At 69.9% G+C, this 15,371-nt stretch carries 15 protein-coding genes; 6 read left to right on the top strand and 9 right to left on the bottom strand.

The window, feature by feature from the left end:
- Nucleotides 1-130: 130 nt before the first annotated feature.
- From IMZ11_RS40280 to IMZ11_RS40305, 6 genes are all read right to left on the bottom strand, one after another.
- Nucleotides 131-772 carry a response regulator transcription factor gene (locus IMZ11_RS40280; protein WP_228648449.1) on the bottom strand — a complete coding sequence of 214 codons (642 nt, stop codon included), beginning with the start codon at nt 770-772 and terminating at the stop codon, nt 131-133.
- Between the two features lie 3 nt (nt 773-775).
- Nucleotides 776-2,026, bottom strand: a complete 1,251-nt coding sequence (locus IMZ11_RS46530; protein ID WP_228648451.1) for a sensor histidine kinase — start codon at nt 2,024-2,026, stop codon at nt 776-778.
- Entirely contained in the window at nt 2,020-2,742 is a 723-nt protein-coding gene (locus IMZ11_RS40290) for an ABC transporter permease (RefSeq protein ID WP_228648453.1), read from the bottom strand. The genes IMZ11_RS46530 and IMZ11_RS40290 overlap by 7 nt, the downstream gene beginning before the upstream one ends.
- Complete coding sequence (locus IMZ11_RS40295; protein ID WP_228648455.1) at nt 2,739-3,455, bottom strand: ABC transporter ATP-binding protein; 717 nt, start codon at nt 3,453-3,455, stop codon at nt 2,739-2,741. Before IMZ11_RS40295 ends, IMZ11_RS40290 begins: the two co-directional genes overlap by 4 nt.
- A gap of 78 nt (nt 3,456-3,533) precedes the next feature.
- A complete protein-coding gene (locus tag IMZ11_RS40300; protein WP_228648457.1) occupies nt 3,534-4,685 on the bottom strand; it encodes a methyltransferase in 1,152 nt (383 codons plus the stop codon).
- Between the two features lie 88 nt (nt 4,686-4,773).
- Entirely contained in the window at nt 4,774-5,829 is a 1,056-nt protein-coding gene (locus tag IMZ11_RS40305) for a sigma-70 family RNA polymerase sigma factor (protein WP_228648459.1), read from the bottom strand.
- Between the two features lie 179 nt (nt 5,830-6,008).
- Here IMZ11_RS40305 and IMZ11_RS40310 point away from each other — a divergent pair, with 179 nt between their 5' ends.
- Both IMZ11_RS40310 and IMZ11_RS40315 read left to right on the top strand, forming a co-directional pair.
- A complete protein-coding gene (locus IMZ11_RS40310) occupies nt 6,009-6,599 on the top strand; it encodes a DinB family protein (RefSeq protein WP_228648461.1) in 591 nt (196 codons plus the stop codon).
- Between the two features lie 91 nt (nt 6,600-6,690).
- Nucleotides 6,691-7,467 carry an NAD(P)H-binding protein gene (locus tag IMZ11_RS40315; RefSeq protein WP_228648463.1) on the top strand — a complete coding sequence of 259 codons (777 nt, stop codon included), beginning with the start codon at nt 6,691-6,693 and terminating at the stop codon, nt 7,465-7,467.
- A gap of 80 nt (nt 7,468-7,547) precedes the next feature.
- Here the strand turns inward: IMZ11_RS40315 and IMZ11_RS40320 are convergent, their stop codons facing one another.
- Nucleotides 7,548-8,852 (bottom strand): acyltransferase, encoded by a 1,305-nt coding sequence (locus tag IMZ11_RS40320; protein ID WP_228648465.1) that lies wholly within the window; start codon nt 8,850-8,852, stop codon nt 7,548-7,550.
- Between the two features lie 346 nt (nt 8,853-9,198).
- Here IMZ11_RS40320 and IMZ11_RS46535 point away from each other — a divergent pair, with 346 nt between their 5' ends.
- On the top strand, nt 9,199-11,091 hold the full coding sequence (locus tag IMZ11_RS46535) for an asparagine synthase-related protein (RefSeq protein WP_228648467.1): 1,893 nt from the start codon (nt 9,199-9,201) through the stop codon (nt 11,089-11,091).
- Nucleotides 11,092-11,309: 218 nt separating this feature from the next.
- Here the strand turns inward: IMZ11_RS46535 and IMZ11_RS40330 are convergent, their stop codons facing one another.
- Complete coding sequence (locus IMZ11_RS40330) at nt 11,310-12,026, bottom strand: NAD(P)-dependent oxidoreductase (protein WP_228648469.1); 717 nt, start codon at nt 12,024-12,026, stop codon at nt 11,310-11,312.
- A 43-nt stretch (nt 12,027-12,069) separates the two neighbouring features.
- Here IMZ11_RS40330 and IMZ11_RS40335 point away from each other — a divergent pair, with 43 nt between their 5' ends.
- A complete protein-coding gene (locus tag IMZ11_RS40335) occupies nt 12,070-12,456 on the top strand; it encodes a helix-turn-helix domain-containing protein (protein ID WP_228648473.1) in 387 nt (128 codons plus the stop codon).
- On the opposite strand, the gene IMZ11_RS40340 is transcribed toward IMZ11_RS40335, so the two are convergent.
- Entirely contained in the window at nt 12,445-13,395 is a 951-nt protein-coding gene (locus IMZ11_RS40340) for an alpha/beta fold hydrolase (RefSeq protein WP_228648475.1), read from the bottom strand. The two genes, IMZ11_RS40335 and IMZ11_RS40340, sit on opposite strands and share 12 nt — an antisense overlap.
- Before the next feature lie 87 nt (nt 13,396-13,482).
- Here IMZ11_RS40340 and IMZ11_RS40345 point away from each other — a divergent pair, with 87 nt between their 5' ends.
- Nucleotides 13,483-14,142, top strand: coding sequence for a TetR/AcrR family transcriptional regulator (locus IMZ11_RS40345; protein WP_228648477.1), 660 nt, complete (start codon nt 13,483-13,485; stop codon nt 14,140-14,142).
- Between the two features lie 310 nt (nt 14,143-14,452).
- Nucleotides 14,453-15,277 carry an NAD(P)H-binding protein gene (locus tag IMZ11_RS40350; protein WP_228648479.1) on the top strand — a complete coding sequence of 275 codons (825 nt, stop codon included), beginning with the start codon at nt 14,453-14,455 and terminating at the stop codon, nt 15,275-15,277.
- Nucleotides 15,278-15,371: the final 94 nt, after the last annotated feature.

The raw sequence follows: 15,371 nt of genomic DNA on the forward strand, positions 1-15,371 counted from the left end.
CTACCACCAGGTAGGCCCCGAGACGGGGACCGCCACTTCAAGTTCTACGAGCTACGGGACAACCTCCGGTCCGGGCGACACCGTGCTTCTGCCGATGGCGCCGGCGATCGCCGTGGGGTTCGTGGGCCTGTCAGGTGTCGGTGGCCGGCTTGAGCAGGCCGGTCTCGTACGCCGCCGCGACCGCGGCCGCTCGATCATTCACCTTGAGTTTGGCGAAGATGTGCAGCAGGTGCGTCTTCACCGTCGCCTCGGTGATGAACAGCTTCGCGGCGATCTCGCGATTGGTCGCGCCTCGGGCGATGAGCCCGAGCACCTCGAGTTCCCGGCGGCTCAGCAGCGTCTGCCGTTCCGGCCTGTGCGCCTGGTGCGCCAGCACACCGGCGACGGAGGGGGACAGCACCGTCTCACCGCGGGCCGCCGCCTGTACGGCGCGGCGCAGGTCGGCGCGCGGGGTGTCCTTGAGGAGGTAGCCGGTGGCACCCTGCTCGATCGCGGGCAGGACGTCGGCGTCGTCGTCGAAGGTGGTCAGGACCAGCACGCGGACGCCGGGCATCGCCTCGCGCAACCGGCGGATGACCTCCGCCCCGCTCATCTTCGGCATCCGCAGGTCCATGAGCACGACGTCGGGGTCGGTCCGCATGGCCACGACGAGCGCTTCCGGCCCGTCGGCCGCCTCGCCGACGACCTCGAAGGCATCGTCGTCGGCGAAGATCCCGCGCAGCCCGTCACGGACGACCGGGTGGTCGTCCACGATGATCATACGAATCGGCATGTCTCACATCGCGTTTCCGGAGCGGTCAGATGATCCCGGATCCGAGGCGGCCGGGATGGCGGGAATGGTGGCGGAGATCCCTGTTCCCTGGCCGGGGGCCGTCTCGATCGCGAAGTCGCCGGCCAGCCGGGTGACGCGCTGACGCATCGCGATGAGTCCGAAGCCGCCCTCGCTCGAGGAGCTCGTCGCCTCAGTGAAGCCGGCGCCGTCGTCACGTACGTCCAGCGCCACGACGTCCTCCATGTACGACAGAGTGAGTCCGGCCCTGGTGGCCGAGGCGTGCTTGCCGATGTTGGCCAGCGCCTCCTGCGCCACCCGCAGCAGGGTGATCTCCACCTCCGCGTGCAGGGGCCGGGGGTCGCCGGTGACGGACACGGAGGCGGGTACGCCGGTGGTCTGCGACCATTTCCCGGCGATGTCGTGGAGGGCGGTGGCGAGCTGGGCCTCGTCCAGCGGCGCCGGACGCAACGCCTGAACCGATCGCCGGGCTTCGTTCAGGCTTTCTCTGGCCAGGGTGCGCACCGTGTTCAGGCGGGAGCGAGTGGCGGGGATGTCGTCGATCGTGTTGTCGGCGGCTTCGAGCTGGGTGCAGATGGCGGTCAGACCCTGCGCGATGGTGTCGTGGATCTCCCTGGCCATCCGCTGCCGTTCCCCGAGGACGCCGGCCTCGCGGGCGCTGGTGAGAAGCTGGGCCTGCAGGTGCGCGTTCTCCTCCGCGAGCTCGGCCAGCTTGGCGCCGGCCTCCCGCAACTGCGCGATCATCACCTTGCGATTCTCGTTCTGATCGCGGATGGCGTGGCTGACCAGGCCGATCGCCGAGGCGACCAGCAGCGCGACGAGGAAGGAGAAGAGCATCTGGCTCGGGGTCCGCCCTTGCTCGGGCCGGGCGACGACCAGCACACCGGCCGTCGCGGCCACCCCTCCGTACGCCCACCACCCGGGAATCAGGGTGAAGGACTGGATGAACATCGCCAGGGCCGTCACGGTGAACAGCGTGTCGATCCTGATCAGTGCCCCGATGACGGCGAGCATCACGATGAAGTAGGTGATCAGCGCCACCGGCCTCTCGATCCGGCCGGGACGCGACGTGACCATGAACCAGTGCCAGGCTCCGACGAGTGACGCCAGGGCCAGTACCTCCGGCCTCCAGTCCCGCAGCAGGGAGAAGACCGTCGGGATCAGGATGAAGAGGTACAGCAGGACGGGCCAGGCACGATCCCAGCGCGAGGCGGCGGGGTCGCCGGTGGCTACCACCGGAACGCCCTGAGGGCGACGCCGCCGGCGACGATGGATATCGCGACCATGACGCCCAGGGTAATCGGAGACATCGCGTCGCCGGCCCAGCCGTCGCGGATCGCCTGGACCGCGGGGGCCATGGGGGTCAGGTCGCCGATGGCGCGCATCGAGCCGGACATGGTCTCGCGGGGGATGATGGCGCCGGAGAGGAAGCCCATCGGAAAGAAGAGGCTCAGCCCGATCACCGTCGCGGCGCGGCCGCTGGGGACGAGCGCGCCGACGAGGAGGCCGATGGAGCTGAGGCTCAGCGCGCTGAGGATCCACGCCAGGAGAACGTTCCCCGCGTTCGCGGGTGCCGTGAGACCGTAGGCGGCCAGGCCGATGACGATCAACAGCGCCGTTCCGAGCGCGGCCAGCAGCATGTGGGCGGCCCACTGGGCGCTGAACAGCATGGTGGGCGAGGCGGGAGTGGCGCGCAGCCGCTTCAGCACCCGGCGTTCTCTGTACCCGGCCAGAGTGGCGGGGAGGATGACCAGCGCGGCCAGACCGATGACGAAGACGCTCAGCATCGGCACGGTGGCGTCGACGGCCGGCAGCCCGCCCGGCAGGGGTTTGCCGGTGCGCATCTTGACCCACAGCATGATCGCCGGGAAGGCCAGTGCGAAGAAGGCCGACATCGGATCACGCATGATCAGTTTGAGCTCGACCGCGGTGACGTTCGTGATGCCTTTCATGCCGTTTCCCTTCCGGTCAGCGCGAAGTACGCGTCCTCCAGCGAATCGGATCGTCCCTTTGTGATCAGCTCGCGCGGGCTGCCCTCGGCGATGACGCGGCCCCGGTCGATGATCGCGATGCGGTCGCACAGCGCCTCGGCCTCGTCCATGAAATGGGTGACCAGCACGACGGTGACCCCGCGCTCGCGCATGTCGCGGATCAGACCCCAGGTCATACGGCGGGCGGAGGGGTCCAGGCCCGTGGTGAGCTCGTCGAGGAAGACGACCTCCGGGTTGCCGACCAGGGCCAGCGCGACGAACAGCCGCTGCTTCCAGCCGCCGGACAGGCTCGCGAAGCCGGCGCGCTTCTTGTCCGCCAGGCCCCACTCGTCCATGAGCTCCCGCCAGTCGGCGGGCGCGTCGTAGAAGGAGGCGTACATCCGTAACGCCTCACCGACTTTGATCGCGTCGGGCAGGGCTGCCTCCTGCAGCTGGACACCGATGCGCTGCGCCAGCTCGCGCCGGTCGCTCTGCGGGTCCAGCCCCAGCACCCGCAGCGTGCCGCCGTCCCGCCGCCGCAACCCCGACGCGCACTCCACGACCGTGGTCTTCCCCGCGCCGTTGGGGCCGGCGATTCCGAAGATCTCGCCGCGCTCCACCTTCAGGGAGACGCTGTCCAGCACTCTGCCGGACTTGTAGCTTTTGCGTAGGCCCTCGATCTCGATGACTGTCATGTTCTGAGAATCACCGGCGGGCGGCGCTTCCGAAATCAACCGAACGGTTGATGGGGTCGGCCCATCACCGATCGTCGGTCAGCGCTTGACGGCCCGCAACACGACGAACTTCGGGTCGCTGGCGACGACCTCGCAGTTGCCGAAAAGTCGGCGTAGCTTCACGTGGTATCCGAGGTGCCGGTTGCCGACCACCCACAGTTCCCCGCCCCGGCGGAGCGCGGCCCGCGAACCGTGGAACATGCGCCAGGCCGTCGCGTCGGTCGTCGCCCGGTGCGTGTGGAACGGCGGATTGTTCATCACCAGGTCCACCGTCCCGGCCGGCACGCCCGACATGCCGTCGGCCGCCAGGAACTCCACCGGAGAGTCGACGTTCGTCGAGCACGTGGCCTCCGCGGAAGCCAGCGCCTGGTAGGACTCGTCGATGAAGAGCACCTCGGCTTCGCTGTTCTCCAACGCCATGGCCATCCCGACCACTCCGTTGCCGCAGCCCAGGTCCACGACGCGCTCACGGCCACGGCGGTGAGGAAGGTTCCGCAGGAAGAGGCGGGTGCCGATGTCGAGGCGGTCGGCGCAGAAGATGCCGGCGTGGTTGGTGACGGTCAGGCCCGAGGCCGCTCCGACGCCCTCCGGGAGCGCGTAGCGTCGGGGCCACGGGTTGGCGCCCGGGGTGAGCCGAGGATCCGGGGAGCAGAAGATGAGCCGGGCCTTCTTCGCCGCCAGTGACGTCCTGGTCGGCCCGAGGATCTGTTCGAACAGCCTGAGGGTCGAGGTGTGGATCTCGGTGACCATTCCCGCGCCGACGACGACGGTGTCCGCGTGCACGTGGGGTGCGAGGCGGTGCAGTTGGTCCTCCAGGAGTGCGAGGCTCTTGGGGACCCGGATCAGCAGCACGTCGATCCGGTCCGGGGGAGTGTCCCGGGTCGTCAGGAGTCGCGTCGGGTCCGCGTCGACGCCGTTGCGTGTCAGGTTCGCCCGGGTCGCTTCCCTGGCGAGGAAGGAGTCGGTGATCTGTACGGGACGGTGATCGGCGATCGCGGTGACCAGAGCGCCCCATCGGTCGCCCAGCACCACCACGCGGCCTGACAGGTCGGTCGGCCGCTCGCCGTCGATCCCGTCGAGGTGCCGCAGCAGGTACTCGTCCGCGGCGTCCCAGGCGCGAAACGGGTCGCGGGGATCCTCGGGGAAGCGGGCGAGGTCGAAGTCACCCCTCGACGTCGTCAAACGGTTCATTGCGCTGCCAGGCTAGCGAGTCACGCGACGCGCGAGGTAATCCGGCGCCTTGGCCGGGGACCTGGTCGGGCCTGCTCGCGTCGCCGGATCAGGGGAGCGAGGCGGGCAGCCCGAAGGGCGTGAAGTGGTCGGGGCCGAGGAACGAGGTGATCTCGGCGATGCGCTCGCCGCGCAGGGTCAGCACGTTGATCGACCAGGCGAGGTACGCGCCCGCGTCGTCGTTCCAGAGGTAGCAGCTCACGGCGGGCTGGCCGTTCGCACTGGTCGGGAGGTGCCGCCAGGAGCCACATCCGGTCAGCGGGACCCGTACGGCGAAGTCGGCGACGGCCTCCAGGCCGTGGTACCAGGACGCCAGCGGCGGCATCGACCAGGTGACGTCCTCGGTCAGCAGCGCGACCATGGCGCCGGCGTCGCCGCGTTCGAGCGCGGTGCAGAACCCGGCGACGATCTCCCGCACGCGGGTGTCGCCCGCCTCCCGCAGCGTCCGCTGCTGGGTGCGGGAGGGAACCTTCTCCGCGACGATCCTGCGAGCTCGCGCCAGGGCGGAGTTCACCGACGTGGTCGAGGTGTCCATCATGGTGGCGATCTCGGCGGCGGAGAAGCCGAGGACCTCGAAGAGCAGCAGCGCCGCCCGCTGGTTGCCCGGCAGGTGGTGCAGGGCGGCGACGAAGGCGAGCTCGACGGCCTCGCGCTGCTCGTAGCGCGCGTCGGGGGCGAGCGGGCCGTCGCCGAGACCGGCGTCGGCGTAGGGGCCCAGCCAGGCGACGTCGACGAGCGGCGCGTCGCCGACCACGGCGCGGTCGCTGGACGGGCCGAGGTCGACCGGCAGTGCCCGCCTGCCGCGGGCTTCGACGCTGTCCAGGCAGGTACGGGTGGCCACGGTGTAGAGCCACGAGCGCAGCGAGCCGCGGCCCTCGAAGCGCGCGAGCCCCCGCCACGCCCGCAGCAGGGCGTCCTGCAGGGCGTCGTCGGCGTCATGGGTCGAACCGAGCATCCGGTAGCAGTGGGCGTGCAGTTCCCGGCGCAGCGGCTCCACGAGACGGGTGAACGCGCCGCCGTCCCCGCCACGCGCCAGCGCCAGGTCGGGATCCTCGGCGCCCTCCGCCGCGGTGTTCACGGACCGTGCGGAAGAAACGTCGCTCACGAGCGACGATTCTGCCCCACGGCGGGAGTCTTCCCTTCGACCGGCCGTTACCGCCCCACGAGAAGGACGCCCATGACGTCGACCGGACGCCGTGCCGGGCCCGCATGGTTCACCCGCGGGGCGGACGGCTCTCGCGGACGCGAGAGCGGGGCATGACCGATGACAGGAGACAGAGCAGCATGACCGAGACGGATCCGAAAGCGGATCTTCACCACTACCTTCAGGATGCCCGCGACGCCCTGCTGTGGAAGCTGGAGGGGCTCTCGGAGTACGACATCCGCCGCCCGATGACGCCGACCGGCACCAACCTGCTGGGGTTGGTCAAGCACCTGACCACCGTCGAACTGTTGTACTTCAGCTACGCGTTCGACCGCCCCTTCGCTGATCCGCCGTCGTGGTTCCGGAAGGACGCGGAACCCAACGAGGACCTGTGGGCCACCGCCGAGGAGTCCCGCGCGTACATCGTCGAGACGTACCGGCGGGCGTGCGCGCACTCGGACGGCACGATCGACGCGCTGGGACCGGACGCCGTCGGTCACCTGCCGTGGTGGCCGGCCGAGCGTGGCGCGACCACGCTGCATCGGGTGCTGGTGCACGTGATCGCCGAATGCCACCGTCATGCCGGGCACGCCGACATCGTCCGGGAGTCGATCGACGCGGTGGTCGGGCTGCAGGACGGCAACGCGTTCATGGCGCCTGGCGACCGGACCTGGTGGGAGGACTACCGGAACCGGCTGGAGCGTGTGGCGCAGGAGGCGGGCCGGAGCTGAACCCACCTCCGCCGCCGCTCATGGGCGATAAATGAGTGGCGGCGGACGGCATGCGAGGAATTGACTGGGGCGATCTTCATCGAGGAGCTCCATGATCATGATCTCGGCCGCGTCCGGTGCGCTCGGACGCCTGGTCATCGACCGGTTGTCCACCCGCACCGACGTGGTGGCCGTCGTACGCGACCCCGCACGAGCCCCGCAGGGCGTCCAGGTACGGCGAGGCGACTACGACGACCCGGCATCTCTTCGTGCGGCTTTCGAGGGGGCCACCCGGCTCCTGCTGATCTCCTCCCCGGAGTTCGATCCGGTTCGCAGGATCAGCCAGCATCTGGCCGCTGTCGCGGCTGCCGGTGATGTCGGCGTCGGCGCCATCGCCTACACCAGCTTTCTGGGCGCCGGCACCACCGCCACGGGCGTCACCGAGGCACATCACGCCACCGAGAAGGCCATACGCGACAGCGGCCTGCCGTACACGATGCTGCGCCATCCCTACTACAGCGAGGCGTTCGTTCCGCGGGTCTCCAGGGGAGAGCTGACCAGCAGCACCGGCGGGCGCGGGCTGAACACCGCGTTCCGGTCCGACCTGGCCGAGGCCGCGGCGAACGTGCTGACGGGTCAGGGGCACCTCGGCCGGGCCTATGACTTCACCGGCCCGCTGTGGAGCTGTCCGGAGGTGGCTGACGCGCTCGGCGTGGCCTACCGCGAGGTGCCCGACGCCGGGCCTGGGCCCATGAGCTGGCTCAACGCCCAGGTGCGCGCGGGTGACCTGGAATACCAGAGCGGCGACCTGGAGCGGGTGCTCGGCAGGCCGGCCGAGTCCGTGCTCGCCCGGCTGAAGAGCCACGGCGAACAGCGGTGCGACTTCTGAAGAACCGCCGGAGGACACGGGCCCCGACGGGCAGGGTCCGACCGTCGAAGGACACAGGATTCGGGACGCCAGCGATCAGGTCATCCGCGCATGCCGAACAGGAACCGGGTCAGCCGGGTCCGGCGCACCAGCAGGTCGTACGCGACGACGGTCAGGGTGAGCGAGACCGAGACGATCGCGACGTACTTGACCAGCATCGGGGCGTCCCAGCGGACCACGCCGTACGCGACCGCGATGACGATCGGCTGGTGAAGGATGTACAGCGGCAGGACGGCGGTGGTCAGGTAGGCGTACATCCGCCTCCCCACGCCGGGCCCGGGAGCCAACCCGGGGCGCGATCCGGTATCCGATCCGGGTTCCGGCGCGGGGCCGGGCGGCGGAGCCGACGTGGAGACGGGGGCGGCGTCTTCCCCGGGAACCCGGGCGGATCGGCGGCGGTCGAGAAGGCCCAGGATCGCGACGAGGCAGCACCATCCGGCGGCGCCGTACAGGACGCGGACGACGATCGCGAGCGCGGTCATGTCCGTGAAGGGGTCCGCGCCGGGGGCGTCGCCCGCGATCAGGAAGCCCGGCATGCCGATCATCAGCAGGATCAGGGCGGACACGGCGGCCGGGATCGCGTCGCGGCGCATCACCGACCGGAAGCGGTCGTCGGAGGCGAGCACGAACCCGTACAGGAAGAACAGCAGGTAGGCCCAGCGGTTCCAGCCGGCGAACTGCTCCTCCATGCCCACCAGGGCGGTGATCAGTGCGATCGGGACGGCCGGGAGCAGCAGCACGGCGCCACGCGGGCGCATCGCCGCGGCCAGCCGCTCGCGGATCCGGCGACCGCGGTCGCGGGGCAGCCAGCGCGCCAGCGGCGCGAGCAGGAGCGCGTACGCGAGCAACATCACCACGAACCACAGGTGTCCGGACTCGAAGTACTCGCCCCGCACGATGAAGGGGAACTCCGACAGGTCCAGGCGCACGTCGAAGAACCGCGGCAGGAATCGCAGGTACGACTCGTGGTAGGCGGGGTCGGCCCGCAGCCGGAGCCACTGCGGCACCGGGAGGAGCGTCAGCGTCGCGACGACCAGGGGAACGCCGAGCCGCAGCAGCCGCTCCACGGCGAAACCGGCGGCACCGCGGCGACGGAGTGAGTGCCATGACCCGAGGCCGGCGATGAGGAAGAGCGTCGGCATCGCCCACACGACGGCCAGACCCGCGCCGATCATGGTTGCTTCGGTGGTCTCGGCGTTCTTCACGTAGTAGTCGTCACGCGTGTCGAAGACCAGCGCCGAGTGGAAGAAGATCAGCCCGACCACCACCAGCGCGCGGATCGCGTCCAGTTCCGGCCGCCGCTGTGGCCTCGCCGTAAGGGGTGGATCGATGTGCGACGCCGTCATCCCGCCTCCGCCGCCCTGCGTGACAGCCGGTTGCCGCCGTGCGTGACAAGGTCAGTCTGGGACCTCTCGGCGGCGTGCGCCAGTCTGTTGATCCATCTCTGGGTGGATGAGTCCGGGGTGCTCACCGCCGTCAGTCGCGGAAGTCGTCGGGACCGCATGGCGATTCTGACGCGGCCCGGCAACTTTTCTGACGATTCGTGTCTCTCAAGGGTATGGAATCCAAGATTTATTGGGAGAAGGCCGGAGCGGCGGCCGGCCTCTCCGGTCACTGTGAGCCGGGCCGGGCGTTCCCTCGGCTGCGAGGGGACGGCGCCTCGCCGATCTGTCACCTGCCGAGGGAAATACCGTGCGCGTTCATCTAGGCGTCGCGGCCAAGCGCGCGAATACCCCGGTGCCACCCGTGGCGCTCACCGCGGCTCGCGAGGGCATGGCGCGAGCCTTTCCGGTGCCCGTCGCGACCGTCGTCGCACAGGAATGGCGTTCCAGCCATGGCGACATTTCCCTGCTCTCCTGGTCGAACGAGCCCGACGAGCACGGACTGCCACTGATGGTGCGAGGCAACGGCCGAGTCGCGGGCGTCACCGGGCATCTCAGCAGACCGGCGGACGCTGATCAGCTGCTCGCCGCCTCCCGCCTGGGCGAGGTCGTGAACCGTACCGGTGGCTGTTTCTCGGTTCTTCGTGCCTGCGATGACGATCTGGCCGCCGCCACGGGCAGCACGGGAGCGTGCCCGTTTTACTACGCGGAGACTCCGGACGTGCACGTCATCGGTAATCGCGCGTTGCTGGTCCACCTGGTGGCGGGGGCCGCCCGGGGCGGATCGGCGCGGCCCGAGATCGTCTGGGATGTGCCCGCTCTGCAGTCGATGGTGCGGGTGGGCTATTTCATGTCCGATGAGACTCCGTTCGACGGCGTCACCACGTTGCCGTCCGCCGCGGAGATCAGGATCGTGAACGGCCGCCGCGCCGTCACCGTGGCCCCGGTTCCGCGAGCGCGTCCCAGACCGACGTCCAAGCGCGGCATGCGCGCCCAGGTCACCGAACTGGCCGACGCGCTGCTCGCCGCCGTTGCGCCACTGCTCGGTACCGCCGAGCCGGTAAGGCTCTCGCTCACGGGCGGCCGCGACAGCAGGCTTCTCGCCGCTCTGCTGTACGGCGCGGGCATTCCCTTCACGACCACGACCACCGGGAACGACGGCGACCCCGATGTGGTGCTCGCCCAGCGTGTCGCAGCGGCCTTGGGGGTCGACCACCGGATCCACCGGCCGAAACGGTCGGCCGATGGCGCGAGCATGCTCGTCCAGCATCCGCTGGTCCGCACGCACAACGTTCTGTACGCCTGCGAGGGGATGCTTTCGGCGTACGAGAACGTGCCGGGTCCGGCGCGATTCGATCCCACGCCCCGGATGTCCGGGCACGGCGGAGAGATCCTGCGCGCAGGTTTCCTCCACAACCAGGAAGATCTCACCCAGAAGGCGGTCAGGCGCCGGGTGGAGGGCTTCTTCGGCAAGAACGCCGATCTGCTGACTAAGGAGGCCAAGGACCACGCCCGCGCTTCGGCGGCACCGTGGCTGGAACGTTGCGGAGAAAGCCCGGCCGAGGTGCTCGACCACATCTACCTCATGTACCGCGTCGGCCGATGGCATGCCGCCTCGCGCGCTTCGCTGCTTCGCGTGAGTAATCCCGTTCCGCCGTTCCTCGACAACCGGGTCGTCCAGACCGCTCTGAGCATCGATCCGTTGTGGCGGCGTTCCGAGGACGTCATATACAAGCTGATAGACGTCTTCGCGCCACAACTACGCGACATCGCCGTAGAGGGCAGGCCGTGGCGTTTCGAGGTGGAGAGTTCCGATCACGATTTCGTGAATCGTGTCCGGCGTCGATTGCGGGTGCGTGGGCACCGTGCCACTGGTGGCGGAAACGGCCCTCGTCACCGCTCTGATGGGCGCGTGGACCGCGACGGGAACGACAGGAAGCCCTGGAACTGGCGGTTGAACCCCTCGGAGGAGCTGGCCCGCCTGCTGCGAGCGGGCATCACCGATCCACGGGAGGCGCCGGCGAGCGACGGATTGGCACGCATCGTCGACGACGACGGGCTGGCGGGATTGTTCGCCGCCTTTCCCGAACGGCGCATGGACGTGACCTGGAATCTGTACACGGTTTCGATGATGATGACGGACGCGTTCTCGGACGCCTCGCCTCCTGAATTCGGGCCGTTGGAGATCCCCCGTCCGGGGTGAGAACGTGCCGCCGCCGGTGGAATCCACCGCACCCGGCGTCTCGGCCCGGCCCCTGGGCCGAGACGCGAACACCCCCTTCGAGATGCCGTTCGTCGAATCCAGGCCCGTGAACGGGATCTCCGCGCCTGGATTCGGCTCGTCGCGTGCGCGGCTCGTTGCGCGATGTGTGGACCCGGCTCATCGCGTGCCCGGTTCATCGCGCGACGCCCGGAGTCGGCTCAGGTGAAGACGGACACGCGGGTGCGGTGGTGTCGTGGTGTCTCGATCTCGTCGATCACCGCCACCGCGAGGTCCGCGTACGACAGATGCGCGGACGCCGACTCCGGCACGGTCTCTCCTCCGATCCGGTAGCCGCCGGTCCTGGGGCCCGCCGCGTCAAGCAGCGCGGGCGGGGTGAGCATGAGCCAGTCGATCGCCGTGTCCGCCGCCCGGAGCCGGTCCAGCCCGGCGGTGTGCGCTACGGCGAACGGCCGGATCGCCGGCGGGAAGGCCGAGGGGTCGTCCATCACCGGGCGCTCACTGGCGTCCTTGAGATTCGCGAACAGGCCGATCGCGACGAGCCGGGGCACGCGCACGTCGGCCAGGCCGGCGAGCAGGGCGTCGGCCGCCTTGACGAAGAACTCGGGGTCGAGGTCGGCGAAACCCTGCTCCGGCCCCGAGAACGGACTCACCGCGTGGACCGCGGCGTCGTGGTCGCGGGCGATCGTGGAGATCGCCCGCGCGTCCGTGATGTCGCCCCGCACCACGTGAACGCCGTCCGCCGTGAGGTCGCGGTACTTGTCCGGGTTCCGCACCACGGCGGTGACGCGGTGTCCGCGTTCGACGGCCTCGGCCGTGACCGCCCGTCCGGCTCGGCCGCCCGCTCCGAAGATGACGATGCCGTTCATGTCACTCCCATCCAGCCATGTGTCGCTGCCGGAAATGACGGTATCCATCGGATACTGGTTACCTCAAAGATACTGGGGTAGCCTCGCGGCCATGGCCGAACCGTTGGATCCCGAGATGTTCGACCCTGTCTGCCCGTCCAGCGCCATGCCGATCCAGATCGGAGACAGGTGGACCGCGATGGTCGTGCTCTGTCTCGAAGGCGGCCGCCGGCGCTTCAGCGAGTTGCGCGGGCCGTTGCGCGGGATCACGCCGAAGGTGCTGACCCAGACCCTGCGAGCGATGGAGCGCGACGGCCTGGTGACCCGCACCGCGTACGACGAGAATCCGCCACGGGTCGAGTACGAGCTGACCGATCTGGGGCGCACTCTGCTGACCCTCATCGCGGCCGCGCGCGCCTGGAGCGCGGACCATCTCCCCGCGTTGCTCGAAGCTCGCAGGGCGCATGACTCGTCGCCGCGCTCGTCCCTATTGCGGTAGGTCCTCGTCCGCGGGACCGGCGTCGGCGCCGTCGACGAACGCGAGGACGCGGGCGTTGACGCGGTCGGGGAACTCGCCGTTGATGGCGTGTGAGGCGTCCGGCCACAGCTCGACGGCGCCTCGGGAGAGCAGCTGGCGGGCGCGGCGCGCGGCCTTGCGCGGATTGTGGATGATGCTGCGCCCGGCGATGAGGGCGAGCACCGGCAGGCCGACTCCGGCCACCTGGTCATCGGTGGGATACGTCGGCACGGGCAGGAACGTGGTGAAGTCGCGCATCCCGGCCGAGATCAGGTTCGCGACCGGTAGGTCGCCGGTGGCGTCGGCGCCGCCGGAGATCCAGCTCAGCAACCACCGGCGCCAGGACTCGGGGAAGAACGGGACGAACGCGCCCAACGAGACGACGACGGCCTTCCAGGTGATCCGGCCGAAGAGGTTGGCGGGGTCGAGCAGGCTCACGGAGGCGATCCGGTCCGGGGCGTGCACGGCCAGATTGAAGGCGGTCCACCCGCCGATGGACACGCCGAGGAGGTACACCCGGTCGTGGCCGAGCCGGGCGAGGACGTCCGCGAGCCAGTCGGCCTGGTCGGCGGCGCTGGTGAGCGGCCGTGTCTGCACCGAGAGTCCGGGCTCGCCGAGCAGGTCGAGCGCGTAGACGGGCCGGTGTGCGGCGAGATCGGCGAGGTTGGACGCCCACATCGGGGTGGACGCGGTGCGACCCGGCAGCAGGAGCAGCGGCACGCCGTCGCCGGCCCCGAAGCGGTAGACGCGCACCGTTCCGAAGCGGGTCTCCGCGTCCCACGTCTGAGCGGGCCGGGGAAGGTCGGCCATGGCTCTGTCGTACGCCTCCCGATAACGCGTGTAGGCCGACGGGTCGCGGAAGTGGCCGAGGCGCCGCCGACGGTAGGTGGCTCCGATGTTGGGTGTCACGAGGTCGTTCACGTACGGGGCCTCCGTCCGGATTTCGCGATACGATCGTATTGTATTGATATCACGATACGGTCGTATCGCCAAAGGGGAGGGTGGGTCGTGCCCAAGCAGGTCGATCACGCGGCGCGGCGGGCCGAGATCGCCCAGGCCGCGCTCAGGCTGTGCGCACGGGACGGTCTGGCCGGGGTGAGCATCGGACAGGTCGCCCAGGAGGCCGGCATCTCCAAGGGGCTCGTGCAGCACTACTTCGCCGGGAAGAGCGACCTGCTGCGCGCGAGCGCGCACGTCCTCCGGGAGGAGGTCGAGCGGCATATGCGCGAGGCGGTGCGCGGTGCCCACGATCCGCTCGACACGCTGCGGCGCGTGCTGCTCGCGATCGTCGGGCTGGGCGAGAGCGCTCCCGTCCTCCTGCTCGCGGGGCACGCGTTCCTCACGCTCTCCGCCGCCGACCCGGACGTGCGCGAGCTGTACCGGACGGGCGGCGACGCCACCCACCGCGCGATCGTCGCGCTCGTGAGCGCGGCGCGGCCCGGCCCCGGCGTCGATCCCGAAGCGGAGGCCCACGCGCTGCTCGGCCTCGCCCGCGGCCTCGCCGACGCCGTTCTGGTCGGAGAGGTCGGCACCGCGGACGCGGCCTCGGTCCTCGACTATCACCTTGGCCGGATCCGCTCGTCGGCGACTGGTAGGGCCCTCGACGAGGCAGCGGCGCCTGGCGGCCACCGATATCCGCCTGCCGGGGACCGGCGTCGTCCTGCGTGAACGGGCGGGTGACCCCATGGTGGTCACCTCGTACCGTCTCACCGAGAGGAAGGAACCGATTCCGTATCTGCGGGAGTACGGAGGAAAACCGGTTCTCCCCGAAGCCTGAGTACTGGTGGGTCTCGGTCTCTCCCGGGGGTTCACAGGCACGTGGAGCCCACAGCTTCCGTGGTGATCGACGCTGTTCGCGTATGGATCTCGTGGATCGGCGGCTGAGCCTGGTGAAAAAGGCGTCGTCATTAGGAACGAAGCCTTCCGCATTGGTTTGTAGCGTCTTCGATGAAGCGCGAACGAGCCAAGGGAGATTTCCATGACGATCCTCGTGACCGGAGCCACCGGAACCGTCGGCCGCCACGTGGTGGACGAGCTCATCCGCGACGGCCGGCGGGTGCGCGCCCTGACCCGTGATCCGCGCAGGGCGAACCTGCCCGCCGAGGTGGAGGTCGTGGCGGGCGATCTCACCGTGACGGACAGCCTCGTGCCCGTCCTGGACGGTGTCACCGCGGTCCACCTGATCACCTTCGGGGGAGACGACTACGCGATGCTGCCGAACGGGCAGGAGATCGTCGACCTGGCGGTCAAGGCCGGGGTGCGCAAGGTGACCGTCCTGGGAGGCTGGGACGAGGGGACGCTGGAGCCCGCCGTGAGGGCCGCCGGCGACCTGGACTGGACCTTCGTCCGGCCGACCGAGTTCATGTCCAACGCCCTGCAGTGGGCCGAGCCCATCCGCGCCGAGGGCGTGGTGCGGGAGCCGTTCGGCGACGCCACCACGGCCATGGTCCACGAGGCGGACATCGCCGCGGTGGCGGCACGCACGCTGGTGGAGGAGGGGCACGCGGACCGGGTCTACGGCCTGACCGGCCCCGCGCGGCTGACCACCCGCGACAAGGTCCGCATCATCGGCGAGGCGATCGGCCGGGAGATCGGCTTCATCGAGCTCACCGAGGAGCAGGCGCGGGAGAGGATGGCCGCCGACGGCCGGCCGGACGAGCTGATCGACTTCCTCATCAACGTCTTCGGCAACGTGCCGGAGGAGCCCAACATCGTGAACTCCAACGTCGAGAAGGTGACCGGCCGGCCGGCGCGCACGTTCGCCCAGTGGGCCGCCGAGCACGCCGACGCTTTCCGCGCCTAGAAGACCGCTGAAGATCTTGGTCTAAGTCTGTCGTGCATGGGTGGGTGCCCTGCGGTTAGGCGGTGGTCGACTCAAGGGTCCAGACGCCGCCGGT

The organism is Microtetraspora sp. AC03309, assembly GCF_020826795.1.
Taxonomy (GTDB): Bacteria; Actinomycetota; Actinomycetes; order Streptosporangiales; family Streptosporangiaceae; genus Microtetraspora; species Microtetraspora glauca.